The following is a 25,536-nucleotide window of genomic DNA, read 5'->3' as shown; positions in this document are numbered from 1 at the left end:
CGTCCGGCTCGGGGATGCGGCGTGAGCGCCAATCCGTACCCTCTCGGGCTGCGGCTCGACGGGCGGCGGGTGGTCGTGGTGGGCGGTGGCGCGGTCGCCACCCGCCGGGTGCCCGCGCTGCTGGACGCCGGCGCGGACGTCCTGCTGGTGGCACCGGAACTGACCCCGGCGCTGCGCGCCCGTGCCGACGCCGACCGGCTGCGCTGGGTGCCACGCCGGTTCACCCCCGAGGACCTGGACGGGGCGTGGCTGGTCCAGGTCGCGATCGACGACCCCGAGGCGGCGGAGTCGGTCAGCGTCGCCGCCGCCGAGCGGCGGATCTTCTGCGTCCGGGCCGACGATCGGACGGCCGCCACCGCCTGGACCCCGGCGGTGACCCGCCACGGCCCGGTCACCGTGGCGGTGCTCGGCGGCGGTGACCCCCGTCGGGCGATGACCGTCCGCGACGCGATCCGCGACCTGCTCGCCGTCCGCCTGGCACCGGATGGGATCGCTGGCCGGCCCGACGCTTCGACCGGGACGATCGGTGGGCGGCAGACCGGGCGGGTGGCGCTGGTGGGGGCGGGGCCGGGTGATCCTGAGCTGATCACCGTGCGGGGCTGGCGCCTGCTCACCGAGGCCGACGTGGTGGTCGCCGACCGGCTGGTGCCCGGCCTGCTCCTCGACGAGCTGCGCCCGGACGTCGAGCTGGTGGACGCCTCGAAGATCCCCTACGGACCGTCCCGGGGACAGGAGGAGATCAACCGGATCCTGGTCGACCGTGCCCTGGCTGGCGCTTTCGTGGTGCGGCTCAAGGGGGGTGACCCGTACGTCTTCGGCCGGGGTGGCGAGGAGTTGCTGGCCTGCGCCGAAGCCGGCGTGCCGGTGACCGTGGTCCCCGGGGTGACCAGCTCGATCGCGGCCCCCGCCGCAGCCGGGATCCCGGTCACCCATCGGGGGGTCGCGCACGAGTTCACCGTGGTTTCCGGGCACGCGGCGCCCGACTCGCCGGCGTCGCTGGTGCGCTGGGAAGCTCTCGCCGGTCTGCGCGGCACCCTGGTGATCCTGATGGGGCTGAAGAACCTCAGCGCCATCACCGAGACCCTGATCGCGCACGGTCGGTCACCGCAGACGCCGGCCGCCGTCGTCCAGGAGGGCACGACCGGCACCCAGCGAGCGTTGCGGTCCACCCTGGGCGCGGTGGCCGCCGACGCGCTCGCCGCCGACATCCGCCCACCCGCCGTCGTCGTGGTGGGCGACGTGGTGGGCGCACTCGACGGGTGAGGGCGTGGCTGCGGATCGCCGATGTGCTGTCGATCAGCGCCGGACAAACGGGGCCGGAGCGTGTGCGCTCCGGCCCCGTCTTCGTGCGAGTTGTCGACTACTGCTTGAGCATGTTGTCCAGCAGCAGGGCGCAGCGGATCAGACCGAGGTGGCTGTACGCCTGCGGGTGGTTGCCCAGGCCGCGCTCGGCGAGCGGGTCGTACTGCTCGGGGAGCAGCCCGGTCGGGCCGGCGGTGAGCACCATCTGCGCGAACAGCTCCTCGGCATCGGTGCGACGACCGGTGCGCAGGTACGCCTCGATCAGCCACGCCGTGCAGATGTGGAAACCGCCCTCGCGGCCGGGCAGGCCGTCGTCCCAGTGGTAGCGGTAGACGACCGGGCCACTGCGCAGGTCCGCCTCGATCCGCAGGACGGTGGACAGGAAGCGCGGGTCGTCACCCGGGAGCAGGCCGGAGAGCCCGATCCAGAGCGACGAGGCGTCCATGTCCTCGTCCCCGTACGCGACGCTGTACGCCTCGACGTCGGCGTGCCAGCCGTGCTCCAGCACGTTGGCGCCGATCCGGTCGCGCAGGTCCTTCCACTCGGGCCGGTCCTCGCCGCCGTGCTCACGCATCACGTGCAGCGCGCGGTCGACGGTCATCCAGCACATCACCTTGGAGAAGACGTGGTGCCGAGGTGGCAGCCGGGCCTCCCAGATGCCGTGGTCGGGCTCGTGCCAACGACGGCGGACCGCCTCGACCATGTTCTCCAGGACCCGCCACTCGTCGTCGCGGACCGAGCCCCGAGCGTCGGCGACGGCCGCGATCAGGTCGGCGATGGGGCCGAAGACGTCCAGCTGCAGCTGGTGGTTGGCGAGGTTGCCGACCCGGACGGGCCGGGAGCCGGCGTACCCGGGCAGCGTGTCGATGACCGCTTCGGCACCCAGCTCGTAGCCGTCGATGGTGTAAAGCGGGTGCAGTCGCTCCGGGTGGCCGCCGGTGCGCTCGATGCAACCGTCCACCCAGCGCAGCAGTGCCTCGGCCTCCTCGACGGAGCCCAGGTCGACGAGAGCGCGCGCGGTCAGCGCGGCGTCGCGCAGCCAGCAGTAGCGGTAGTCCCAGTTGCGGACGCCGCCCAACTCCTCGGGGAGTGAGGTGGTTGCCGCGGCCAGGATCGAGCCGGTGGCCTCGTGGCAGAGCCCGCGCAGGGTGAGTGCGCTGCGGGCCACCAGGTCCCGGGCGGTGGACGGCAGCCGCAGCGAGGCCACCCAGTCCTTCCACGGCTGCTCGGCGGCGGCCTGCCGTTCGTGGATCGGCACCCGGTGGTGCTCCAGGCTGTGGGTGGCGAAGCGCAGCTCCAGCACGACCTGCCCACCGGCGGCGGAGAGGTCGACGACCGCCTTGGCGGTCTCGTACCCGCCGTCGTTGACGACCTCCCACTGCACGCCGGGGGAGTAGAGCGCGACCGGCTCGTTGGAGCCGAGCACCAGCAGGCCGTCGCCGAGCGGCTGCAACTGCACGGCCACCTGGCCGAACTCGGGCCTCGGCGCGAACTCCACCCGGGCCTTGCCGCTGCCGGTGAGCACCCGGACGAGGGTCGAGTCGCCGGTGACGACCGCCGGGGCGTCCGGGACGGTCTCCCGGGCCGGCTTGTCCAACCAGTCGGTGACGGTGAGCCCGGACCAACGGGTCTCCACGGTCATCGTGCCGGAGCGGTAGCGCTGACCAAGCGGGATGCCACCGCGTTCCGGGGCGACGCTGAAGTGACCGGCCGGGCTGCCACCGACCAGGTCGGCGAAGATCGCCGCCGAGTCCGGTTTGGGGTGGCAGAGCCAGCTCACCTTGGCCTCGGGAGTGAGCAGAGCGACCGTACGACCATTGGCGAGCATGGAGTGCCGCTCGATCGGCACCGCCCGCTCGCCGAACAGCCAGTGCCGTCGGGTCTCCAGCAGCAGCGCCAGCGCGCGCGCCGCCTCCAGGGGGTCGGCCACCCGGTAGCCGGCCTGGGTGTCCCCAGGGCCGATCTTGATGCCGAGGTCGGGACCGTGCAGGTGGCCGAACGCGTTCTCGTCGGTGATGTCGTCGCCGATGAAGAGCACCGCGCTGGAGGCGAGCTGGGTCCGCAGTTGGTCGAGCGCGGTGCCCTTGTGGGTGGCCACGACGGAAAGCTCGATGACCTCCTTGCCCTGGGTCACCGTGACGCCGTCGAAGGTGGCCGGGCCGTTGCGGACCGCTTCGATGGCCGCGGCGGCGACCTGCGGGTCGACCCCGCGGGTGTGCACCGCGACGCTGGCCGGCTTGCGTTCCAGCCGGATGCCCGGGTGCTCGGCGGCGATCTCGCGCAGCGCGTCCCGGACCCGGGTGCGGACCGCGACCAGCTCGGGGGAGAGCCGCTCGACGAAGCCGATGTCGAACTCGGAGCCGTGGCTGCCGACGAGGTGCACCTCGCTGGGCAGCCGGGAGAGGGCGGCCAGGTCGCGCAGAGCCCGGCCGGAGACGACCGCCACGGTGGTCTGCGGCAGCGCGGCGAGCGCGCGGACCGCGGCCACCGACTCGGGCAGCGGGACGGCCGTGCTCGGGTCCTCCACGATCGGCGCCAACGTGCCGTCGTAGTCACAGGCGATCAGGAGCTGGGGGACCCGGGCGATCCGGCCGATGGCGGCGCGCAGCTCCGGGTCCATCACCCCGGTGGCCATTGCCGCTCCATCGTTGACGGTCGTGTTCACTCGGCCTCCGCCTCGGAAACTCCAAGCTCCGAGAGGAAAGACTTGGCCCAGTGGCCCACGTCGTGGGTACGCAGGTGACGTTGCATTGTCCGCATCCGGCGGCGTGCCTCGGTTTTCTCCACGTGCACTGCCCGGAGTAGGGCGTCCTTGACCGCGTCCGGGTCGTGCGGGTTACACAAAAATGCCTGGCGAAGCTCGGTGGCGGCACCGGCGAACTCACTGAGCACCAGCGCGCCACCCTGGTCGGCACGTGATGCTACGTATTCCTTCGCCACCAGGTTCATTCCGTCTCGCAGCGGGGTCACCATCATCACGTCGGCAGCAACGTACATCGCCGCCAGCTCACTGCGACTGTACGACTGATGCAGGTAATGCACCGCCGGCACGCCGACCCTGCCGAACTCGCCGTTGATCCGGCCGACCTCGCGCTCGACCTTGACCCGAAGTGCCTGGTAGTGCTCGACGCGCTCGCGGCTGGGAGTGGCCACCTGCACCATGACGGCGTCGGGGACTGTCAACTTTCCGTCAGCCAGCAGCTCGCGGAAGGCCTTGAGTCGCAACTCGATGCCCTTGGTGTAATCCAGCCGGTCCACGCCCAGAATTATCGTCTTCGGGTCGCCGAGTTCGGCGCGGATCTGCTTGGCCCGGGCCTGGATCGCCGGGTCGGCGGCCATCCGCTCCATCTCCTGGGTGTCGATCGAGATGGGGAAGGCGCCCGCCTTCACCTGCCGACCGTCGACCTGGATCATCTGCCCCTCGTAGCGCAGCCCGAGCAGGTGCCGGGCCAGCCGGACGAAGTTCTGCGCGGCCAGCCGCTGCTGGAAACCGACCAGGTCGGCGCCGAGGAGGCCGCGCAGGATCTCGGTGCGGAACGGCATCTGCATGAACAGCTCGATCGGCGGGAACGGGATGTGCAGGAAGAACCCGATCCGCAGGTCCGGGCGCAGCTCACGGAGCATCGCCGGGACCAACTGCAGCTGGTAGTCCTGCACCCAGACCGTCGCGCCCTCGGCCGCGACGTCCGCCGCGGCCTCCGCGAACCGCGCGTTGACCAGGCGGTACGCCTCCCGCCAGCGGCGCTTGTAGGCAGGCGTCTCCACCGCGTCGTGGTAGAGCGGCCAGATCGTCGCGTTGGACTGGCCCTCGTAGTAGCGCTCCAACTCCTCGGCGCTGAGGGGGACCGGGTGCAGCCGGATCCCCTCGAGGTCGAACGGCTCGGGGGCGGCACCGGTGCCACCGGCCCAGCCGACCCAGGTGCCCTGGTGTTCGGCGAGCACGGGATGCAGCGCGGTGACCAGCCCGCCGGGGCTGCGTCGCCACTGCCGTCCCTCGGGTGTGCTCACCTCGTCGACCGGCAGACGATTCGCCACTACGACAAAGGAGCTACGGACGGTCACGATCGGCCACCTCCGGGTACTGACTGGTCCACCGCGATGAGCGTACTGAGCGTAGCTGCGGCGTCTTGTGCCTCGTGCCGGAGTCTCCTACCCGCCCCGTACGCGCCGAAATCCCGAAGGTGATCTTGTCGACAGCGTGCCGATCAGAGGTCGATGATCGGCCACTCCTTGGGCAGCACCTCACCGAGCAGCTCCCGCCGATCCGTCATGATCGGCGTGATCGCCCGGGCCGCCTCCATCGCGGCCTGGGCCAGGTCCATGCCGCCCAGGCTTCGCGACCAGCCGCCGAGAATGGCGCACATGTCGTGCTCCACGGGCGTGACCATGACCTGCTCCAGATCGCCGACGATGTCGAGCAGTGGCCAGCCGTCGCTGGTCACCTGGCGATATGCGGCTGCCAGGCAGAGTGCCGGGACGATCACGGCCCGCCCTTTGTCCGCGACTTTCGCGATCTGCTCCCCGACCGCCTCAATGCCTTCCGAGTAGGCGAGGAGGCATGCGGTGTCGAGGACGAGGCCGGCATCAGTCACGAATGGTCATCCGTCCGCGAGATGCCTCGCTCAGCAGGGCGGCTGCCTTGGCCCGCAGTTCCGGGGTGATCTTCGCGTGCGCCTCGTCGAGCTTCCTGCCCGCCTCGGCGAGGCCTTCGTCGGTGAGCTGGAAACCCACCTGGCGAAGTGCCCGCCTCGTGCGCTCGCCAGCCATCCGCTGACGAACGGAGTCGGTGATGAAGGCAGAGACGTTGGGCTCCTCGGCTAGGCGCTCAGCCACGTCGTCCGGCACGCTGATGGCGATCTTCTTGGTCATACCGGCGACGCTAGTTGGTGATACCGCACTCGGCAAGGAGGCGCGTCCGCGTACTCCTGGGGCGGGGTGATGTGGGCGAAGCGCGCCGTACCTGTCAGGATTGACGATGGCGTGCGCGCGGCCGGTCACCGGCCGGCGGCGGCGGGCGGTCCTCGCAGCCCGCGCCCGCGCCGCCGATCAGCGACAGCAACCGACGGAGGTAGCCCGCACCGTGGCCCAGTACATCTACGTCCTGGAAAAGGCCCGCAAGGCGCACGGCGACAAGGTCGTGCTCGACAACGTGACGTTGAGCTTCCTGCCGGGAGCCAAGATCGGTGTGCTCGGGCCGAATGGCGCCGGTAAGTCCAGCCTCCTCAAGATCATGGCAGGGCTGGACAAGCCGAGCAATGGCGAGGCTCGGCTCATGCCCGGCTACACCGTCGGCATGCTCGCCCAGGAGCCCCCGCTCAACGAGGCCAAGACCGTGCTCGGCAACGTCGAGGAGGCGGTCGCCGAGACCAAGGCCAAGCTGGAGCGGTTCAACAAGATCGCCGAGCAGATGGCGACCGACTACTCCGACGAGCTGATGGAGGAGATGGGCAAGCTCCAGGAGGAGCTGGACCACCTCGACGCCTGGGACGTCGACTCCAAGCTCGAACTGGCCATGGACGCGCTGCGCTGCCCGCCGCCGGACGCCGACGTGACCCAGCTCTCCGGTGGTGAGCGCCGCCGGGTCGCACTCTGCAAGCTGCTGCTGGAGGCACCCGACCTGCTGCTGCTCGACGAGCCCACCAACCACCTGGACGCGGAGAGCGTCTCCTGGCTGGAGCAGCACCTGGCCAAGTACGCCGGCACCGTCATGGCGATCACCCACGACCGGTACTTCCTCGACAACGTGGCCAACTGGATCCTGGAGCTGGACCGCGGCCGGACGTACCCGTACGAGGGCAACTACTCCACCTACCTGGAGAAGAAGGCCGCCCGGCTGGCCGTCGAGGGCCGCCGCGACGCCAAGATGAAGAAGCGCCTCACCGAGGAGCTGGAGTGGGTCCGCTCCAACGCCAAGGCCCGGCAGACCAAGTCCAAGGCCCGCCTGGACCGGTACGACGAGATGGCCACCGAGGCGGAGAAGACCCGCAAGCTGGACTTCGAAGAGATCCAGATCCCGCCGGGCCCGCGTCTGGGCAGCACGGTCATCGAGGCGAACAAGCTCAGCAAGGGCTTCGGCGACCGCCTGCTGATCGACAACCTGTCGTTCTCACTGCCGCGCAACGGCATCGTCGGCATCATCGGCCCCAACGGCGTCGGCAAGACCACTCTGTTCAAGACCATCGTCGGGCTGGAGCAGCCCACCGACGGTTCGGTCCGGGTCGGCGAGACCGTGTCGCTGTCGTACGTCGACCAGAACCGTGAGGGCCTCAACGGCGACAAGACCGTCTGGGAGGTCGTCTCCGACGGTCTGGACTACCTGATGGTGGGCAAGGTCGAGATGCCGTCGCGGGCGTACATCGCCGCGTTCGGCTTCAAGGGACCGGACCAGCAGAAGCCGACGAAGGTGCTCTCCGGCGGTGAGCGCAACCGGCTCAACCTGGCGCTGACCCTGAAGATCGGCGGCAACGTCATCCTGCTGGACGAGCCGACGAACGACCTGGACGTGGAGACCCTGTCCAGCCTGGAGAACGCGCTGCTGGAGTTCCCCGGCTGCGCCGTGGTCATCTCGCACGACCGGATGTTCCTGGACCGCGTCGCCACGCACATCCTGGCCTGGGAGGGCGACGATCAGGACCCGTCCAAGTGGTTCTGGTTCGAGGGCAACTTCGAGGCGTACGAGAAGAACAAGATCGACCGTCTCGGCGCGGAGGCCGCCCGGCCGCACCGGGTGACGTACCGCAAGCTGACCCGCGACTGACCGGCCGAGAAGTGTCTGACCGGTTCGTCTACCACTGCACGCTGCGCTGGTCCGACCTGGACGCGTACGGCCACATCAACAACTCGCGCTTCCTCACCCTCTACGAGGAGGCGCGGGTGGCGTTGATGTTCGCCGGCGGCCGGGCCTGGGGGGTCGGCTCGTTCGCCGACGGGGTGGTGATCCGTCGGCACGAGGTCGACTACCTGCGCCCGGTCGACTACGCGCTGGGCCGGGCCACCGCGGAGGCGGCGCCCACCGTTCGGATCGAGCTGTGGGTGGAGGAGATCCGGGCCTCCCGGTTCACCGTCGCCTACGAGCTGTACGACGGCGAGGTGCTGGCCAGCCGAGCCCGCTCGGTGCTGGTGCCGTTCGACCTGACCCGCCAGGTGCCCCGCCGGATCACTCCGGAGGAACGGGAGTTCCTGCTCACGTACGCACCGCAGGGCGGCGTGGCATGACCCAACCGGGCGCGGCCGGGCCTGGACAGGCGGCGTCGACTCCGACGCACGGTGTCGCCGGGGTGGCGGACGCGGGCGCCTTCCTGGCCCGGCTGGTCCGGCTGGACCCGATCGCACCGGTCCGGCTGCGGCCGGCCGGTGGGCCCGGCCGGATCGCCCTCTGGGCCCGGCTGCCGTGGCAGGTCCTGGTGGTCCGCACGGTGGCCGGTGGGCCGGCCGACGGCACTGCCGAGGACGTGACGGTGACCGCCGCGGAGCTGCTGGCCGAGCTGGAGCGCGGTGGTGCGACCCGGCCGGTACGCCGGGACGCGCAGTGGCGATGGCCGCTGCCGCCGGTGCGGAGCCGGAGGGTGGAGGCGCTGCCCGTTGCCGAGCTGCGGCGGATCGCGGACGCCGCGGCGGGCACCCTGCGTACGGCGAGCGAGCAGGGCGTGGCCGGCCGTGCGGTGGGCCAACGGGTGTTGCGTGACGCCCTGCTCGACCACGTGGCGGTGCTGGTCACGCCGGACGGATCGGCCGCCCCGCCGGTCGAGGTGTCGCAGCGGCTGGTGCAGGGGGTGGTCCGGATGGGCTTCCTCGGCGCCGCTGACGGCCCGGCCGCCGGCAACGAGGAGGCCGCCGTTCAGGTACGAGTGGCCGGTCGTTGGGTCGGCCTGGTGGGACCATACGGAGCCGCGTGGTTGCAGAAGGCCACGGATCTTGCCGTGACACCCCTCAGTACTCGTCCGAACGGATGACCCCGGCTCATTCTTCTGGGCAGGGGCGGTCGTTGGGGGGGTGCTTCAACTCGGCTGTCCGGGTACCGTCCATGCTCGGATCCAACGCACCGTAGGCGACTGGATCCGCTGGGGAGTGAGGTGCGCGAGCGATGCCGTGGTGGTCATGGCGCCCCGGTCCCGCCGACGGCGGCGATCCGGAAACCCGAAGCGGGATCACAGTCGAGAGTGCGGTCCGGGTCGGACCGCCCAGCCCTCGCCAGCCGGGGGACGACTGCCCGGCCAACGAGCGGCCCGTGTTGACCGAGATGCTCGCCACCGTCGAGCCGGTGAGTCTGCGCCGCGTCTGCGACGCGCTCGATCTACTCGACGTGCGCTATCTGGCCGATGGCGACGGCAATCTGCTGGCCATGTGGGAGCGGCACGCCGTGCTGGTCACCCTCGAAGGGCCGGAGGACGAGATCCTGGTCATGCGGGCACGTCCGCACGCCACCGTCCCGCCGGACTGGGCTGACCGGGCCTACCGGGTGGTCAACGAGTGGAACCACACCCGCCGGTTCTGCAAGGCGTACATCGGCGACCCGACCGAGCGCGGGCAGCTCCCGATCTACGCCGAGCTCCAGGTGCCGCTCGGTGCCGGCACCCACGACGCGCTGTTGGTCGAAATGCTCGACTGCGGCGCGGCGGTGGCCACCAGCTTCGTGGACTGGCTGCACGACGAGGGTGCGCTGCTCTGACGCAGCCCCTCGATCGGGTGGGTCAGACGCCGTCGGCCTGGTCGTCGGTGGCGTTGACCATGAAGTACGCGGCGCGCTCCAGGTAGTCCCAGAGCGTGCCGGCGATCTCCGGCTCCAGGTCGAGCCGGTCCACGGCGCGGCGCATGTTCCGCAGCCAGGCGTCCCGCTCGGCCGCGCCGATCCGGAAGGGCGCGTGCCGCATCCGCAGCCGGGGGTGCCCGCGCTGTGCGGAGTACGTGTTCGGCCCTCCCCAGTACTGCATGAGGAACAGGGTCATCCGGTCCGCCGCCGGGCCCAGGTCCTCCTCCGGGTACATCGGTCGCAGCAGAGGATCGGTGGCGACGCCGGCGTAGAACTCGTCGACCAGCTTGCGGAAGGTGGGCTCGCCGCCGACCGCTTCGAAGAGGGTCGTCGATGCGCCGGGACGGTCGGATTCGCCTGCGGGGTTCACCGTTCCATCCTGCCAGGTGCGTCGCGTGTCAACCCGACCCGCTCACCGTGCGTCGGATCACGCCCTGAGCCCACAGAGAGGGACTGCGGGTGCCCCCGGCCCACTCGTGTCCGCGTGGGCGCACCGCGTCAGGTGACCGCGTGCCGGCGGTGGCCGTCACCGGCGCGCGGCTCGGGAGGGCCTGTCGCCGTGCCGCTCGGGTTGGCGGGCGGTTCGGCATTGGCCGCCGACGCCGCCGCGATCGCCTCGTCCAACGTCTGCTGACTCGGCCAGCGCAGCGCGGCTACCGCCATCAGCACCACGCCGGCCGCGCTCCACAGCCCGACCACGAAGGGGATGTTGTCGAAGTGATCGGCGATCAACCCGGTGACCAGCACCGCGAAGCCCTGGATGACCTGGACACCGGTAGCCATCACCCCGAAGGCGCGGGCCCGGAAGCCGTTGGGCAGAGCCTGGACGAAGAGCCCGTTGGCCATCGGCAGCATGCCGGCGACCGCGAAACCACAGACGGCGGCCAGCAACGCCACCGCCAGCGGTGGCGGATTGAGCAACGCCGGCACCAGCACCAGTGGGGCGAGCACCGCGAGCGGCCGCATCAGCTTCAGTCGGCGGGCCGGCCCGAACAGGCGGCTCACCAGCAACCCGCCGAGGATGAAGCCGACCGGGCTGGCCACCATGATCACTGCTTGGGCCGTGCTCGCGCTCATGGCGCCGCTGCCCTCCTCGTTGGCCCAGCCAACGGCCAACCCCTCGGGGAGGATCGAGAAGAGCATCGCGCTGAACACCAGCACCGCGATCGCCCGCAGCACCGGTGTTCCGAACACGATGGCGAAGCCCTGGCGAGTTTCCCGCAGCAGGTGGGTGCGGTGCGCCGGGTTCGCCACCGCCGGGCGGTTTCGCACTCCGAGGCGGACCAGCAGCGCCGAGACGCCGAACGTGGCCGCGTTGAACAGGAGCGCGACCTTCGGGTCGATCGAGGCGACGGCGGTGCCGAGCACGTACCCGATGATCTGTGCCGCCTGCCCGACGCTGCCGTTCAGCGACAGCCCGAGCACCAGCCGGTCCCCGGCGAGCATCTGCGGCATCAACGCGGACTTCGCCGCCTGGCTCGGCGGGTTGGCCAGCGTGGAGGCGAAGATGAGCACCAACACCGCCTGGTACGGCAGCTGCGGGATGGCGATGAGCAGCATCAGCGCCATCCGGATGAGGTCACACGCCACCATCACCCGCCGGTACGGGTACCGCTCCGCGAGTGCGGCGAGCACGGGACCACCGAGCAGCCAGGGTAGGAAACTGACCGCGAAGGCAACCGCGGAGAGCCCAACCGACTCGGTCTTCTGATAGACGAGCAGGGTGACAGCGGCCTTCGCGACGTAGTCGCCGACCCAGGAGAGAGCGCCCGCCACGAACACGGCGCGGAACTCGTGCTGGGCGAACACTTCGCGAAAAGTTGCTGGGCCTTCCGCGGAAGGTCGCTCGTCGGGCACCGTCGCCTCCATCGGCCTCCGGGTCGGCCGCTCGTGGCAGCCCGGCCGGAAGCGCTCGTCAGATCTACGGATCAGCGAGGATGTGATCACGCTTTGGCGGGAACGCGTGCTCCGGATTCTGCCCGATCGTCTGACAACTATCTAGGTCGAACGGGTCATTCGTCGCTTCCCCGACTGAACGAACGGACGATACCTGAGGGGCCGGCTGGCTCGCGACCCCTGAATTCGAGGACAACGGCGCCTGGGTCAGGTAGCGCCGCCCTGACCAGTCTCACCGTCCGGCAACGGCCTGGTCGGCAACCCGGGATAGATGCGGGCCGCCGCGATCTGTGCGGTGATCCCCGAGTTCTCCAGAGCCTCCGCGAGCCGCCGACGCAACTCCCGGCCCACCGCGAACTGCCCGTCGGCGGTCGTCTTCACCACCGTCCGGATGACCGCGCCGTCCACTGTCACCTGCTCGACGCCCAGCACCTCCGGCGCCTCGACGATCTCCGGTGACAGTTCGGGGTCCATCGCGATCGAGGCGGCCGCGGTCCGCAGGACGGCGGTGGCCTCCTCGGTGCTGCTGAAACCAATCGGCAGGTCCACCACCACGAGAGCCCAGCCCTGGCTCTTGTTGCCCACCCGGATGATCTCACCGTTGCGGATGTACCAGAGCACCCCGCGACCGTCGCGCACGGTGGTGACCCGGAGCCCGACCGCCTCGACCACGCCCATCGCCTCGCCCAGGTCGACGTTGTCGCCCACGCCGTACTGATCCTCGATCAGCATGAAGAGGCCGGCGATCAGGTCCTTGACCAGGCTCTGCGCGCCGAAGCCCAGCGCGACGCCGGCGATCCCCGCGCTGGCCAGCAGCGGCGCCAGGTCGAAGCTGAACTCCCGCAGGATCATCAGCAGTGCGATGCCGAAGACGAACGCGGTGGTCAGGCTGCGCAACACGGAGCCGATCGCCTCCGCCCGCTGCCGTCGCCGCTCGGGCACGAACTCGGCCGGGTCGACCGCGGCGCTGGGCACCCGCTCGCGCAGCGGCCGCAGCATCGTCGGCACCGCGCCGTCGGTGGTCGTCCGGACCAACCGGTTGATCGTGCGATGCACCGCCCAGCGGGCCGCCATCGCCAGCGCCACGATCAGCAGCACCCGCAGCGGCTTGAGCAGGATCCAGTAACTGCCCTCGGCGAACCAGGCCGACCTGGTCATTCGGAACAGGAATTCGCAGGAGGAACTGCCCTGGCAGTTCACCGACCCGACGGTGGACAGGGCAAGGGGCATCACGCTGGCGGCACTCACCCTGTCTTCGTACCGCAAGGAGCCCGCGCGCCCGCCGCCGACCCACCGGCCGGGTGACCTGCCGCCGAGGGCATGCCCGGAACGGGGCGAACCGGCCATCGTGACAGGTGCGGGAAAGAGCTTCATGCCCGACCCCGGATTAGTGCGTGCAATCCGGGGTCCGATCAGGGACTATTGGCGCAACGGACGTCGGTGATCGGCCTGGCGTCGACCGTGTGGGCCGTCGTGCCCCGGCCCCGGTCGGCGGCGGTCCGCAGCAGCCGCTGAACCGGGAGGGTGATCGCGATGCCTGACATACGACCCACGGTGGGCTCCGGCGCGTTGGTCCTCAACGCCACCTACGAGCCGCTGTGTGTCGTGTCGGTGCGTCGCGCCGCGATCCTCGTCCTCTCCGCGAAGGCGGTCTGCGTCGCTGATGGCGACGGCATCCTGCACAGCGCTCGGGACGCGCTCCCGGTGCCATCCGTGGTCCGACTGACCCGCTTCGTCCGCGTGCCGTACCGAACGCACGTCGGGCTGTCCCGGCGGGCGATCTTCGCCCGCGACGGGTGGCGGTGCGGGTACTGCCGGGGCCCGGCCGAGACCATCGACCACGTCTTTCCCCGTAGCCGGGGTGGCCGGCACGCCTGGGAGAACGTGGTCGCCGCCTGCGCCCGGTGCAACCACACCAAGGGAGACAAGACCCCGGCCGAGATGGGGTGGCGGCTGCACGCGCTGCCGGCCGCGCCGAAGGGCACCGCGTGGCGGGTGCTCGGGCACCGCGCCCCCGACCCCCGTTGGGCGGACTGGCTCGACCTGCGGGAGCCCGAAGTCGCCGCCTGACTCGTGAGATGGGCGCGACGGCGGCGCTGGTCGCTGGCTCAGTCCTGCTGGTCGTCCGCTCGGCGGGCCGCGCGCTCGTGACGGTCGGCTGCTCGGCCGTGCGCGATCGCGAGTAGCCGGTCGATCTCGGGCAGCATCTGCGGACCGGGCATGACGATGCTGCCGAAGCCGTACAGCGCGTAGCCCGGGTGCGGCACGAGGGTGTCCAGCCGGGCGAAGTCGAATGCGTGCCGGTGCTCCTCGAATGCCTTGGGCGGGAAGCCGAACAGCCTCTCGAACTCGGCGCGACCCAGGTCCAGGTTGAGGCGGAAGACACCGGGGCGGTCGAGCTGTGCGGCCTCGTCGAAGCCGGGCACGTCGTGCTCGACGATGGTGGCGAATGGCTGGCGGCGGTCCGGGCCGACGTGGAAGAACCGGTCGCCCCAGGCCCCCTCGGGTGCGCCGTTCTCCTCGCTCGCCACGACCTGTTCGACGCCCGGCAGCGCGAGGATCCGATCGGCGAGCATGGCCGCGTCGACGCCGGTAGGGATGTGCAGTACCGCATCGGCGTGTTCGATGGTGGCCTGGTCCAGCGGGAAGTAGCGGTAGTCGTGCTCTCTCTGCTCGGCCGGCGCTATCTCGGACGCACGGACGTACCCGGGATGGTTGGTCTTCTGCTGGAGTCTGCCTTCGTAGGTCGACGTGGCGGGTGCCTCGATGCCGAGCGCGGGACTCGATCCGAGGCTGCCGACGACCAGCGCGTACTGGTCTTTCAGCAGTGCGGCGATGATCGCGCCGGCGCCGGCCCACGACACCTCGGTTCCGGCCATCGCCATCGTGCTCTGGTGGCGTTGGAGGTGTGTGTTGTGCGCGAACACCAGTGTCGGTCCACGGTGCGCCTCGGTCGCCCGGATCGCGAGCAGGTTCTCGGCCATCAGGGCGTCCCGGACTCCGGCCAGGCGGGCGAAGCGTTCCTCCTGCGGCAGTGGTGCGGCGGCCGCGGCGTGGTAGCGCAGCAACGCGACCGCGGACGTGGCGTGTACGAACGCCGCCTGCCAGCCCTCGGGCCGCCGGGGTGCCCGCAGGTACAACTCGGTCAGGAGGTCGTCGGCGAGCACCCGCAGACGCTGGGCGTCGGTCGAGCACCCGATCGACCTGCCCGGCTCCCAGATCGCGGCGGAATCGCTCCACCGCTCCTCGTCCCCGATCAGGTCGTCGATCTCCGCTGACCGGTCGAGGCCGAGGAAGTCATCGACCCGGATGAGATGGCGCCGTGGACTCGGAGCACTCTCGATCTCCAGCGGGGCGTCGAAACCGTGGAAGGTCAGGCGCTCGGCAGTCGGCCGCACGGCGTTCCACTCGCGCATCCGCAGCAGCAGGTCGCGGTTGGCCGGGGCGGTGCCGAACCCGTGGCTGAACCCCTCGACCAGCGCGCGGTCGAGAGTCACGCCGTCGTCACCTTGCACGAACTCGTTGGCGATCAGCCCCGCCGCCCGGTCGCTTTCCAGCGCGATCGACCGGTAACCATGCTCGGCCAACGACAGGAAGGCCTCGTTGCGGATCTGCAGGAAGGCGGACTCACCATGCGTCGGCTCGCCGAGCGCGAGCAGGGACGGAGATCCAACAAGCAGGTCGAGAAGGGAAGTCATTCCATCAACCGTATCGTTGAACCAGCGGTTGAGACTCACGAGCGATTGAGCGCGGTGACAACCGCAAAACCCTCAAACCATGGGGTACGCCGGCCGGCGGCGCGTCAGCGCGCGGCGCCGTACGCCCGCAGGAAGGTCTGGACGCCCACCGCCGTGATCCGATCAGTTTCCTCCGGTGGCAGCGGGATGACGCCCCAGTAGGACCGCTGCACGATGTCCGCAGAGATCAGGACCATGAAGTGGGCCGTGGCCTGGGCGGGGTCGCCGTGTACGTCGAGCAGGCCGTGGTCGGCCAGCGCGGCCATGACCACGGTCAACTCGCGGGAGACCGGGCGTGGCCCGGCCTCCTGCCAGGCGTCGAGGGCCTCGGTCGGGACGTGCCCGGCCTCGCCGTGGATGTGTCGGACCAGTGAGAAGTGGTCCCGGAAGTCCGTCATCAGGGCGACCCAGGCGCGCGCCAGGGCCAGCAGGTCCCGCTCAAGATCCTCGGGTCGGGGCGGGCGCTGCGGATCCAGGCACTTCCGCAGTCGGACGAGTTGTTCGTCCCTGACCTGCCCCGCACTCCACTGCATCACCGAGCGGAACAGCTCCGCCTTTCCGCCGGGGAAATGGTTGTAGAGCGTGCGGGTGGAGGCGCCGGCCTCGGCGGCGATCGTGTCGATGCTGGCCCGGGTGTAGCCATCCCGCCCGAAGACCTCGCACGCGGCATGCGCGAGCGCCGCTGCCTTGTCCCCTCGCCCGCGTCGCGGCCGGCTCGCCGCCATTCCGTCCTCGAAGTCGGTGCTGGCCATCGTCGTCTCTCCCGCGTGCTGCTCGTCAATTACAACGGTGGTTGTAGTTTATACAACGACCGTTGTAATCTACCGTACGCGTCGCATCGGGCGCAGAAACAGCGAGCCGCCTGGGGGAACCGTCATGCCCGAAACCACCCGTGCCATCGAGTCGGCAACGGCTGAGAACGCCGCGCTACGGGTCGCCGTCATCGTCGGCAGCGCTCGCGGTGGCCGCGTCGGCCCATCCGTGGCCGAATGGTTCACCCGCCATGTCGGTGAGCGCACCGACATCGAACTCGACGTCATCGACGTCGCCGACCTGGATCTCCCCGTGGCCATGCCCGGCTGGGACGGTCTGCCCGTGCCTGCCCCGGCGATCCGGGTCAACCTCGCCAACGTCAGCTCCCGGCTCGCCGCCGCACAGGCATTCGTCGTCGTCACCCCCGAGTACAACCACAGCTTCCCGGCCGCCCTGAAGAACCTCATCGACTGGCACTACGTCCAGTGGCAGGCCAAACCAATCGGGTTCGTCTCGTACGGCGGGCTGGGCGGCGGCCTTCGGGCGGTCGAGCAGCTCCGGCAGGTCTTCGCCGAGCTACACGCCATGACAGTGCGCGACTCCGTGAGCCTGCACGGGCCATGGTCAGGGCTGGGCGAGGACGGCGTACCACTCGACACGACGGTGTGCGAGGGAGCCGCCAAGAGCATGATCGATCAGCTGGTGTGGTGGGGCCGCGCACTACGCGCCGCCCGCGCCACGCACCCGTACGGCAAGTGACGGCTGTGCGCGACGTTGCCGGCCTTGCCGGAAAGAGGGGTTCCACCGAGGACAGCGGCTTGACCGGGAGGACCGCTTCCACCGCCGACGGGACCTCCCGGGGCCTGGCTGGTGTGCTCACCGTCGTCGTGATCGGCTCGATCATGGCCGTGCTGGACGTCACGATCGTCAACGTCGCCCTGCGTCCGCTGGCGGTGGTGTTCGACGCGCCGCTCGCCGCCGTCCAATGGGTGGTCACCGGCTACACCCTCGCCCTCGCCGCCGTGATCCCGGCAGCCGCGTGGGCCATGTCCCGCTTCGGCGCGAAACGGGCCTACCTGACCGCGATAGCCCTGTTCACCGCCGGCTCCGGACTGGCCGCGCTGTCCTGGAACATCGAGACACTGGTGCTGTTTCGGATCCTGCAAGGGCTCGGCGGCGGCCTGTTGGTGCCGGTCGGTATGGCGATGGTCATCCGGACCGCCGACCGGGAACGGATGGGCAGGGCGATGGCACTGCTCGGCATTCCGGTGCTGATCGGCCCGGTGACCGGGCCGATCCTGGGTGGCTGGCTGATCGACACCAGGTCCTGGCACTGGATCTTCCTGGTCAATCTGCCCGTCGGCGCGCTGGCGCTGGTGCTCGCGGCGCGGCTGCTGCGGCACGACGAGCCACAGCCGGCAAGCCGGTTGGACCTGGTGGGCCTGCTGACGCTGTCCCCGGGACTGGCCCTGCTGATCTACGGGCTTTCCACCGCCGGCGAGCGCGGCAGCCTCGCCGCACCGCAGGCGTTGCTGCCCACCGTAGCCGGGCTGCTGCTGACCATCGGATTCGTCGTTCGTGGCCTGACCGCCCGCGCTCCGCTGTTGCGGCTGCGTCTGCTGCGCGACCGGACCTTCGCGGCCGGCTGCGCCGCCATGGTGCTGTTCCCGGCCGGATACTTCGGCTCCATGCTGCTGGCGCCGATGTACTACCAGACCACGCGCGGGCTTGGTGCGACCGAGTCGGGCATGCTGGCCGTTCCACTGGCCGTCGCCGTCGGCGTCTCGATGCAGATCGCCACCCGCAGGGTCGACCGGGTGTCCCCGCGACTGATGGTCCTCTCCGGCATCCTGATCGCCGCGTGTGGTCTGTCGCTGTTCGCCGTTCAGGTGGGGCCGGAGACGCCCTACTGGCGGTTGGCGGCGGCGCTGCCGGTGATGGGGGTCGGTGTCGGCATGGTGATGATGCCGGCGAACACGACAGCGATTCGAGGGCTGGCCACCGAGGACGTTCCGTCGGGCAGCACCTTGCTCAACATTGGCTCCCAGGTGGGCGTCTCGATCGGCACGGCGTTGCTGTCGGTGGTGCTGGCGTCGAACACCGCACGTACCGGGGGCGGGATACGGTCGGCGGCCGCCTTTCAGCACACCTATTGGTGGGCGGTGATGCTGCTCGCCCTGGCGGCGCTACCGGCGGCGCTGCTGCCGCGACGACGGGCGGGCGCGACGAGCGCACCGCGCCTGCCCGACCCCGCCTGAACCAGTCGGCTTCTCCAGAAGGGCACACCATTCATGTACGCGGCATTGCTGCACGAGTTCGGACCCGCCGGAAACCTTCGGTACGAGCAGGTCGCCGCACCGGTGCCCGGGAACGGCGAGGTTCGCGTCGAGGTACGGGCCAGCGGCGTCCACTTCATCGAGACCACGTTGCGGACCGGACGCGGGATCGGACCGCATTCCGCCCCGGCGTTGCCCGTCGTGCTGGGCAGTGAGGTCGCCGGGGTGGTGAGCGCACTCGGGCCGGACGTCGACGACAGTTGGCTGGGTCGTCCGGTGGTGGGCACGCTTGCGTCCTACGGTGGCTACGCCGAGCAGGCGGTGGTTCCGATCGATGCCCTCCACGATCGGCCCGAGCAACTGAGCGCGGAGGCCGCCGTGGCGATGGTCACCACGGGTGCCACCACGCTCGGACTGCTCGACATCGCACAGCCCGGCCCCGGAGACGTCGCGCTGGTCACCTCGGCAGCCGGTGGCGTTGGCGCCCTGCTCGTGCAGGCCCTACGTCGTCGGGGCGTCATCGTCGTGGGCTTGGTCGGTGGACCGGACAAGGTCAGGCAGGCCACCTCGTTGGGGGCCGACATCGCCGTCGATTACCGGGACCAGCGCTGGCCGGATGCGGTACGGGCAGACCTCGGTAGCCACCGGCAGGTGAACATCGTCTTCGACGGTGTCGGCGGAACCTCGGGGCGTCAGGCTTTCGACCTGCTCGGTCCCGGCGGGAGATTCGTGTTGCACGGCTGGGCTTCGGGCACCGCCACCCGCATCACCACCGACGACATCATCGCCCGGGCCAGCACCGTCACCTGGGCCCTGGGGCCACAGTTGCTGCGGCGGGCCGGCACCATGCGTGAGCTGCAGGCCCAGGCCATTCGGGCGGCCGCAGACGGAGCACTCACACCGCTGATCACCCGGTATCCCCTCAGCCGTGCCGAGGACGCGCACGCCGACCTGGAGAACCGTCGCGCAATCGGCAAGGTCATCCTCGTTCCGTAGCCCCGCCGCCCAGCAGTCCGAGGGGCTGCTGGGCGGTGAGCGATCGTGGGTAGCCGGTCAGCCAGCATGAGCCTTGACCAGCGAGGCGAAGACCACGACGTTGTCCGAGTAGCCGGTCTCGCCGCCCACCCATTGGCCGCCGCAGGTGATCAGTCGAAGGCTCGGGCGGCTGAAGTCGCCGTACACCTCGTCCACCGGCAGTCGCCCCTTGTCGAACTTCTCCACCGAGTTCACCTCGAAGACCGCCACGCTGTGGTCGGTGCGGGTGACCTCGATCTCGTCGCCGTCGCGCAGCTCACGGAGTTGGTGGAAGACTGCCGGCCCGCTGGTGGTGTCGACGTGTCCGACGATCACCGCCGGGCCGTACTGGCCAGGGGTGGGCCCCTGGTCGTACCAGCCGGCCTCCTGCGCGCGGGCCGCGTCCGGCACCGCGATGGTGCCGTCCGGGGCGATGCCCACATCGTGCACGGGCGCCTTCAGGTCGATCTTCTCGATGGCGAGGCTGGTCGGGCGGCTGGCCGGCAGCACCGGGAACTTCTTCGGTGGCGGTCGCAGGCCGGCGCTGAGCCGGTCCGGCAGCAGGCTCACGCCGGTCACCTGCTCGACGCCGAGCATCGCCACGATCAGCACCATCAGCGTGGCGATGGCCAGCACCGGCAGCCCTGGTCCCGTACCGAAACGGGGTCGGGCCAACCGCGTGCCGGCCGGGCTGCGCGGTGGCAGCGGACGGGCGGCCGGATCGCTGGTGCTGACACTGGCCGACCCGGCCTGCCCGGCGACCCGACACAGCCGACCGGAGGCGCGGGCCACCAGCCGGCCGGAGGCACGCAGCACCGGCCCGGCCCGGAAGCGGGCGCGGCCCTCCGGCCGCGCACGCGCGGATCTGCGGGTCATGGGTAATCCGGCTCAGGAGCCGGCTCCGCCCCGGCGCCGGCCGCCCGCCATTCCGAGCGCGACCGCGGTGGCGACAATTGCCACGCCGCCGAGCACCAGCAGCGAGCCGGTGCCGCGACCGCTTGCCGTTCCGCCGCCCCCGGTCGCCGGTCCCTTGCTGGGTGATGCCATGTTCAGCACGGTGAGCGTGGTCGACGCGGTCTGGCCGTTCTCGCAGCGCAGGTCGACCGGGTAGTCACCAGCCTGTTTGTCGGCCGGGATGGTGACCTGCGCGGTCAGGAAACCCTTGTCCGGCTTGAGCATCACGTGCCCGAACGCGTCGGAGTGCACGTTGGATTTCCGGTTGTTGTTGTCGTTGTCGCAGCTCGCCCGGATGCTGACCCGGCTACCGGCCTGGGCGCTGTTCGGTGTCACCTCGACGAAGGTGTTGTCGCCGGCACGCGCCGGTGAGACCGACATCAGGACGAACGCCCCGATCAGCCCCACCAGTGTCAGTGCGGACGAGAGCGCGCGGTTGATCGTGCGGATTCCCTGCATGATTTCCCCCCAACCGGCGACGACCGCCGGAACCCTCCCCTGGGCACGGCGTTGCTTTCCCGCTACCCCAGGCCCAAACCGGCCCGTCCCGTCGCCCAGGCCCGCGCGCGCCCCCAACTCGCCGCGATCTTGCACTTCCTGCCCCGACAAACAGCCCTACAGCCGACATTTCGCCGACACAAAGTGCAAGATCGCCGGGAGCGGGGGGGGGGGGTGGGGTCAGGTGCGGCGGGGTGGGGGGAGGGGGGTGATGGGCTGCCAGTCGAGGGGGGAGGAGAGGACCATCGTGCTCGACGGCTGGCCGTACGGGGCGAGTCGGTCGATGACCCCCTCGAAGGCGCCGATCGAGCCGGCGGCCACCTTCAACATGCTGCACGCGTCGCCGGTGATCCGGTGGATCTCCAGGATCTCCGGCCAGCCGGCCACCGCCGGATCGTGCAGGATGCATCGCGCGCCGTAGCAGGACATCCGGATCAGCGCGACGACGCTACGGCCGGCTCGGGTCAGGTCGACATGGGCGTGGTAGCCGGTGATGACGCCGGCCTCCTCCAGCCGGCGAACCCGCTCCGCGACCGCGGGCGGGGACAGGTGCACCCGCCGGGACAACTCACTGAAGGAGAGTCGCGCGTCGGCCTGCAGCTCGCGCAGCAGGGCCCAGTCCATGTCGTCCACGCTCAGACCTTACTTTCGTGAACCGACTTCGCCTAGTTGCCTTCGTTTCGCCAGGAGAACGCGCTGAGAGCCGTTGATCTGGCATTCCGCAGCCGATCCGACCGCGGGATCATGACGTCGCTAGTCCGGGGGAGGGAGACGAGATGGTGGATCAGACGGAGCGGCGGGCGCCGAACCGCCCCGCCACGGTGCGACCGGTAACCCCGGGGCAGCGGGCCGCCCAGGCGGCGCGTACCGGTGGCGAGCCGACGTTGGAGTTCGCCGACATGGTGCCGTACGACGCGTACGTGCAGGCCAGCGCGCTGCACAAGATGCAGCAACCGCTCAGCAGCGACCCCGGCGAGATGTCCTTCCTGATGGTCAGCCAGATCATGGAGCTGTACTTCGGGCTGACCTGCCACGAGCTGCGGGAGACCCAGCGGCTGATCCGCGCCGACGAGATCTGGGAGGCGCTGGCCCCGCTGCGCCGAGCCAAGCTGCACCTGGAGGGGCTCAACGCCGCCTGGCAGGGCCTGCGCTGGATGAGCCCGGCCGACTTCAACCGGTTCCGCAACCTGCTCGGTGAGGCCTCCGGCTTCCAGTCGGCCATGTACCGGCAGTTGGAGTTCCTGCTCGGGCTGCGCGACCCGGCGCTGATCCGCCCGTTCCGCCGGCAGACCGAGGTGCACGCCGCGCTGAGCGCCGCGCTGGCCGCCCCGAGCCTGTGGGACGACGTGCTCGCGCTGCTCGCCCGGCGCGGCTTCGACCTGCCCGCCGACCTGCTCGGCCGGGACGTGGCCGTCGAGCACGACCCGCAGCCGTCGGTCGAGGCGGCCTGGGTGCAGATCTACGGCGACACCGGCCCGGACAACCACCTGCGACTGCTCGGCGAGGCGCTGAGCGGTGTCGCCGAGGAGTTCGGCGACTGGCGCTGGAACCACGTGAAGGCGGTGCAGCGGACGATGGGCGCCAAGGTCGGCAGTGGCGGTTCCGCCGGGCTGGCATGGTTGCAGCGCAGCATGTCCCGGGTGGTCTTCCCGGAGCTGTGGTCGGCCCGTACCGCGATGTGACCGGAGAGCGAGACATGCACACCCCAGAACAAGAGGCACACCGCCTCGCCGGAGGCGAGGCCGATGCGTACCGCCTCGACGAGGCCGACCCCGGCCACCGGCACCTGTTCCACGTGCCGCCGGCTGATGGCGGCGACCACCCCGAGTCGGCGTACCTCGCCGGCAACTCGCTCGGCCTGCAACCCCGGGCCACCCGCGACGAACTCCTCGCCGACCTGGACGCCTGGGGGCGGCTCGGCGTCGAGGGGCACCTGGAGGCGGAGCGCGCCTGGCTGCCGTACCACGAGCTGTTGACCGCGCCGGCTGCCCGACTGGTCGGCGGCCGGCCCGCGGAGACCGTGGTGATGAACTCGCTCACGGTCAACCTGCACCTGCTGATGGTGAGCTTCTACCGCCCGGCCGGCACCCGCACGCGGATCGTCATCGAGGACGCGGCGTTCCCCTCGGACAGTTACGCCGTGCGCAGTCAGGCCCGGTTCCACGGTCTGGACCCGGACGACACGGTGGTCCGGCTGCGCCCACGCGCCGGCGAGGACGCCCTGCGTACCGAGGACGTGACCGACTACCTGGCCGCCGAGGGCGATCGGGTGGCGCTGGTGCTGCTCGGCGGGGTCAACTACCTGACCGGCGAGCTGCTGGACATCCCGGCGATCACGGCCGCCGGCCGCGCCGCCGGAGCGGTGGTCGGCTGGGACCTGGCCCACGCGGTCGGCAACGTGCCGCTGGCCCTGCACGACTGGGACGTCGACTTCGCCGCCTGGTGCTCCTACAAGTACCTGAACTCGGGGCCGGGTGCCCTGGCCGGCGTCTTCGTGCACGAGCGGCACCTCGGCGACGAGGACCTGCCCCGCTTCGAGGGGTGGTGGAGCACCGCGGAGGCCACCCGCTTCGAGATGACCCCGGTGTCCCGGCCACCGGCCACCGTGGAGGCCTGGCAGATCTCCAACCCGCCGATCTTCGCGATGGGTCCGGTGCGTACCTCCCTGGAGTTGTTCGACACGGTCGGCATGACGGCGCTGCGCGCGCGCAGCCTGCGACTCACCGGCTGGTTGGAGTCGCTCCTCGACGAGGTCACCGTCGGCCGGCCGCTGCGCGTGGTCACCCCGCGCGACCCGGCCCGGCGGGGCTGCCAACTCTCGGTGCGTATCGGCACCGGCAGCGCCGCCGAGCTGACCAAACGTCTGCGGTACGAGCACGGCGTCATCGCCGACGCCCGTGAGCCGGACGTGGTCCGGTTCGCCCCGGTGCCGCTCTACTCCACGTACCACGACTGTTGGCGGGCAGCCGCCGCGCTCGCGGCGACGGTCGGGCAGGTGACCGCATGACGTCCCGACGCGACGAGATCGCGATCATCGGTGCGGGGCTGGCCGGCTGTCTGGCCGCCTGTTTCCTGGCCCGGCGCGGCTACCCGGTGGCCCTCTACGAGCGCCGGTCCGACCCGCGTGCCGGCACGACCGAGCGCGGTCGCTCGATCAACCTGGCGCTCTCCGAGCGCGGGTTGGACGCGCTGCGCCGGATCGGCCTGGCCGAGCAGGTGATGACCGACGCGCTGCCGATGCGCGGCCGGATGATCCACCCGGTCGAGGGGGAGCAGCAGTTCCAGTCGTACAGCGCGGCCGGTGACCGGGCGATCAACTCGATCAGCCGGGGCGCGCTGAACAACGCCCTGCTGGACGAGGCCGCCGCGCTGCCCGGGGTGCGGATCGTCTTCGACCACCGGCTGGTCGGGCTCGACCCGATCGACGGCACCCTGAGCTTCGAGACCCCGCAGGGCCCGGTCGCCGCCAAGGCGTCGGTCGTGCTGGGTGCCGACGGCGCCGGCTCCGCGGTGCGCGGGCAACTGCTCGCGTACGGGCTGCTGGACGAGAACGTGGACTTCCTCGACTACGGCTACAAGGAGCTGACGATCCCGGCGCTGGGCGGGGACTTCGCCCTGGACCCGGACGCCCTGCACATCTGGCCGCGCGGCACCTCGATGATGATCGCGCTGCCGAACCCGGACCGCTCCTTCACCTGCACGCTGTTCTGGCCCAACGAGGGCGCCGGGAGCTTCGCGGCCCTGGACAGTCCGGCGGCGATCGAAGAGCACTTCGCCCAGCACTACCCGGACGTCATCCCGCTGGCGCCGAACCTGGTCGACGACTACCAGCACAACCCGGTGGGCGTGCTCGGCACGGTCCGCTGCACCCCCTGGCAGGTCTACGGGAAGGTCGGGTTGCTCGGCGACGCGGCGCACGCGATCGTGCCGTTCTACGGCCAGGGCGCCAACTGTGCCTTCGAGGACGTGATCGAGCTGGACCGCTGCCTGGACGAGTGCGCCGACGACTGGTTGGCGGCGCTGCCGCTGTTCCAGCGACGCCGGCAGGAGAACGCCGAGGCCATCGCGACGATGGCGCTGACCAACTTCGTGGAGATGCGGGACAAGGTCGCCTCCCCGGTGTTCCAGCTCCGGCGGAGGGTGGAGCACGCACTGGAACGGGCCCTGCCCGGCCGGTACGTTTCCCAGTACGAGCTGGTGTCCTTCTCCACCACCCCGTACGCGGAGGTGCGCCGCCGGGTCCGACGGCAGCACCGGGTGCTCGGCGCGGTGGTGGGCGGGGCCGGGTTGCTGCTGGTCGGCGCGATCGGCGCGGCACTGAGCCGAGGGAGGCGCGCATGACCGGCAACTGGGATCC

The 25,536-nt window shown here is 70.8% G+C and carries 24 protein-coding genes; 12 read left to right on the top strand and 12 right to left on the bottom strand.

From position 1 onward, the window contains the following. Positions 1 to 21 precede the first annotated feature (21 nt). Positions 22 to 1,263, top strand: a complete 1,242-nt coding sequence (cobA, locus tag HNR20_RS08255) for a uroporphyrinogen-III C-methyltransferase (protein WP_184177869.1) — start codon at positions 22 to 24, stop codon at positions 1,261 to 1,263. 97 nt (positions 1,264 to 1,360) lie between these two features. Here the strand turns inward: cobA and otsB are convergent, their stop codons facing one another. The 4 genes from otsB to HNR20_RS08235 form a co-directional block, all read right to left on the bottom strand. Continuing rightward, a complete protein-coding gene (gene otsB, locus HNR20_RS08250; RefSeq protein ID WP_184188170.1) occupies positions 1,361 to 3,937 on the bottom strand; it encodes a trehalose-phosphatase in 2,577 nt (858 codons plus the stop codon). 26 nt (positions 3,938 to 3,963) lie between these two features. Then, complete coding sequence (locus HNR20_RS08245) at positions 3,964 to 5,364, bottom strand: alpha,alpha-trehalose-phosphate synthase (UDP-forming) (RefSeq protein ID WP_110567725.1); 1,401 nt, start codon at positions 5,362 to 5,364, stop codon at positions 3,964 to 3,966. Between the two features lie 143 nt (positions 5,365 to 5,507). Then, positions 5,508 to 5,894 (bottom strand): hypothetical protein, encoded by a 387-nt coding sequence (locus HNR20_RS08240; protein WP_184177868.1) that lies wholly within the window; start codon positions 5,892 to 5,894, stop codon positions 5,508 to 5,510. Next, on the bottom strand, positions 5,887 to 6,171 hold the full coding sequence (locus HNR20_RS08235; RefSeq protein ID WP_184177867.1) for a hypothetical protein: 285 nt from the start codon (positions 6,169 to 6,171) through the stop codon (positions 5,887 to 5,889). The genes HNR20_RS08240 and HNR20_RS08235 overlap by 8 nt, the downstream gene beginning before the upstream one ends. Before the next feature lie 211 nt (positions 6,172 to 6,382). Here HNR20_RS08235 and ettA point away from each other — a divergent pair, with 211 nt between their 5' ends. From ettA to HNR20_RS08215, 4 genes are all read left to right on the top strand, one after another. After that, complete coding sequence (gene ettA, locus HNR20_RS08230) at positions 6,383 to 8,059, top strand: energy-dependent translational throttle protein EttA (protein ID WP_184188167.1); 1,677 nt, start codon at positions 6,383 to 6,385, stop codon at positions 8,057 to 8,059. Positions 8,060 to 8,070: 11 nt separating this feature from the next. Next, the gene (locus tag HNR20_RS08225; protein WP_184177866.1) at positions 8,071 to 8,517 is read left to right on the top strand and encodes an acyl-CoA thioesterase; all 447 of its coding nucleotides are present in this window, start codon (positions 8,071 to 8,073) and stop codon (positions 8,515 to 8,517) included. Further along, a complete protein-coding gene (locus HNR20_RS08220) occupies positions 8,514 to 9,254 on the top strand; it encodes a DUF8185 domain-containing protein (protein WP_184177865.1) in 741 nt (246 codons plus the stop codon). Before HNR20_RS08225 ends, HNR20_RS08220 begins: the two co-directional genes overlap by 4 nt. Before the next feature lie 131 nt (positions 9,255 to 9,385). Continuing rightward, positions 9,386 to 9,970, top strand: a complete 585-nt coding sequence (locus HNR20_RS08215) for a type III secretion system chaperone family protein (RefSeq protein WP_184177864.1) — start codon at positions 9,386 to 9,388, stop codon at positions 9,968 to 9,970. Between the two features lie 22 nt (positions 9,971 to 9,992). On the opposite strand, the gene HNR20_RS08210 is transcribed toward HNR20_RS08215, so the two are convergent. The 3 genes from HNR20_RS08210 to HNR20_RS08200 all read right to left on the bottom strand — a co-directional run bounded on the left by HNR20_RS08210 (position 9,993) and on the right by HNR20_RS08200 (position 13,213). Continuing rightward, positions 9,993 to 10,421, bottom strand: a complete 429-nt coding sequence (locus HNR20_RS08210) for a globin (protein WP_184177862.1) — start codon at positions 10,419 to 10,421, stop codon at positions 9,993 to 9,995. Positions 10,422 to 10,549: 128 nt separating this feature from the next. Continuing rightward, positions 10,550 to 11,920: an MFS transporter gene (locus tag HNR20_RS08205; protein ID WP_184177860.1), complete on the bottom strand. Its 1,371-nt coding sequence runs from the start codon at positions 11,918 to 11,920 to the stop codon at positions 10,550 to 10,552. A 234-nt stretch (positions 11,921 to 12,154) separates the two neighbouring features. After that, the gene (locus tag HNR20_RS08200) at positions 12,155 to 13,213 is read right to left on the bottom strand and encodes a mechanosensitive ion channel family protein (RefSeq protein WP_184177858.1); all 1,059 of its coding nucleotides are present in this window, start codon (positions 13,211 to 13,213) and stop codon (positions 12,155 to 12,157) included. A 267-nt stretch (positions 13,214 to 13,480) separates the two neighbouring features. Here HNR20_RS08200 and HNR20_RS08195 point away from each other — a divergent pair, with 267 nt between their 5' ends. Further along, a complete protein-coding gene (locus HNR20_RS08195; protein ID WP_184177856.1) occupies positions 13,481 to 14,017 on the top strand; it encodes an HNH endonuclease in 537 nt (178 codons plus the stop codon). Between the two features lie 38 nt (positions 14,018 to 14,055). Here HNR20_RS08195 and HNR20_RS08190 read toward each other — a convergent pair whose 3' ends face one another. Continuing rightward, positions 14,056 to 15,645, bottom strand: coding sequence for a DUF6194 family protein (locus HNR20_RS08190; protein WP_184177854.1), 1,590 nt, complete (start codon positions 15,643 to 15,645; stop codon positions 14,056 to 14,058). A gap of 104 nt (positions 15,646 to 15,749) precedes the next feature. Further along, entirely contained in the window at positions 15,750 to 16,436 is a 687-nt protein-coding gene (locus HNR20_RS08185) for a TetR/AcrR family transcriptional regulator (protein ID WP_184177852.1), read from the bottom strand. A gap of 124 nt (positions 16,437 to 16,560) precedes the next feature. On the opposite strand from HNR20_RS08185, the gene HNR20_RS08180 reads away from it, so the two are divergent. From HNR20_RS08180 to HNR20_RS08170, 3 genes are read left to right on the top strand one after another with little or no spacing between them, the layout of a single operon-like run. Further along, positions 16,561 to 17,196: an NADPH-dependent FMN reductase gene (locus tag HNR20_RS08180; protein ID WP_184177850.1), complete on the top strand. Its 636-nt coding sequence runs from the start codon at positions 16,561 to 16,563 to the stop codon at positions 17,194 to 17,196. Positions 17,197 to 17,255: 59 nt separating this feature from the next. After that, positions 17,256 to 18,695: a DHA2 family efflux MFS transporter permease subunit gene (locus HNR20_RS08175; RefSeq protein ID WP_221309740.1), complete on the top strand. Its 1,440-nt coding sequence runs from the start codon at positions 17,256 to 17,258 to the stop codon at positions 18,693 to 18,695. A gap of 33 nt (positions 18,696 to 18,728) precedes the next feature. Continuing rightward, positions 18,729 to 19,709 carry a zinc-binding dehydrogenase gene (locus HNR20_RS08170; protein ID WP_184177848.1) on the top strand — a complete coding sequence of 327 codons (981 nt, stop codon included), beginning with the start codon at positions 18,729 to 18,731 and terminating at the stop codon, positions 19,707 to 19,709. Between the two features lie 57 nt (positions 19,710 to 19,766). Here HNR20_RS08170 and HNR20_RS08165 read toward each other — a convergent pair whose 3' ends face one another. The 3 genes from HNR20_RS08165 to HNR20_RS08155 all read right to left on the bottom strand — a co-directional run bounded on the left by HNR20_RS08165 (position 19,767) and on the right by HNR20_RS08155 (position 21,812). Next, on the bottom strand, positions 19,767 to 20,603 hold the full coding sequence (locus HNR20_RS08165; protein ID WP_184177846.1) for a class F sortase: 837 nt from the start codon (positions 20,601 to 20,603) through the stop codon (positions 19,767 to 19,769). Positions 20,604 to 20,615: 12 nt separating this feature from the next. Continuing rightward, positions 20,616 to 21,140: a hypothetical protein gene (locus HNR20_RS08160; protein ID WP_184177844.1), complete on the bottom strand. Its 525-nt coding sequence runs from the start codon at positions 21,138 to 21,140 to the stop codon at positions 20,616 to 20,618. A 219-nt stretch (positions 21,141 to 21,359) separates the two neighbouring features. Beyond that, positions 21,360 to 21,812, bottom strand: a complete 453-nt coding sequence (locus HNR20_RS08155; RefSeq protein WP_184177842.1) for an Lrp/AsnC family transcriptional regulator — start codon at positions 21,810 to 21,812, stop codon at positions 21,360 to 21,362. A 146-nt stretch (positions 21,813 to 21,958) separates the two neighbouring features. On the opposite strand from HNR20_RS08155, the gene HNR20_RS08150 reads away from it, so the two are divergent. From HNR20_RS08150 to HNR20_RS08140, 3 genes are read left to right on the top strand one after another with little or no spacing between them, the layout of a single operon-like run. Beyond that, positions 21,959 to 22,861 carry a tryptophan 2,3-dioxygenase gene (locus HNR20_RS08150; RefSeq protein ID WP_184188162.1) on the top strand — a complete coding sequence of 301 codons (903 nt, stop codon included), beginning with the start codon at positions 21,959 to 21,961 and terminating at the stop codon, positions 22,859 to 22,861. Between the two features lie 14 nt (positions 22,862 to 22,875). After that, positions 22,876 to 24,186 (top strand): kynureninase, encoded by a 1,311-nt coding sequence (gene kynU / locus HNR20_RS08145; RefSeq protein ID WP_184177840.1) that lies wholly within the window; start codon positions 22,876 to 22,878, stop codon positions 24,184 to 24,186. Continuing rightward, entirely contained in the window at positions 24,183 to 25,520 is a 1,338-nt protein-coding gene (locus tag HNR20_RS08140) for an FAD-dependent oxidoreductase (RefSeq protein ID WP_184177838.1), read from the top strand. Before kynU ends, HNR20_RS08140 begins: the two co-directional genes overlap by 4 nt. Positions 25,521 to 25,536 lie beyond the last annotated feature (16 nt).

Origin of the sequence: Micromonospora parathelypteridis (assembly GCF_014201145.1) — a bacterium.
GTDB lineage: Bacteria > Actinomycetota > Actinomycetes > Mycobacteriales > Micromonosporaceae > Micromonospora > Micromonospora parathelypteridis.
This window is presented reverse-complemented; position numbering and strand designations above follow the sequence as displayed.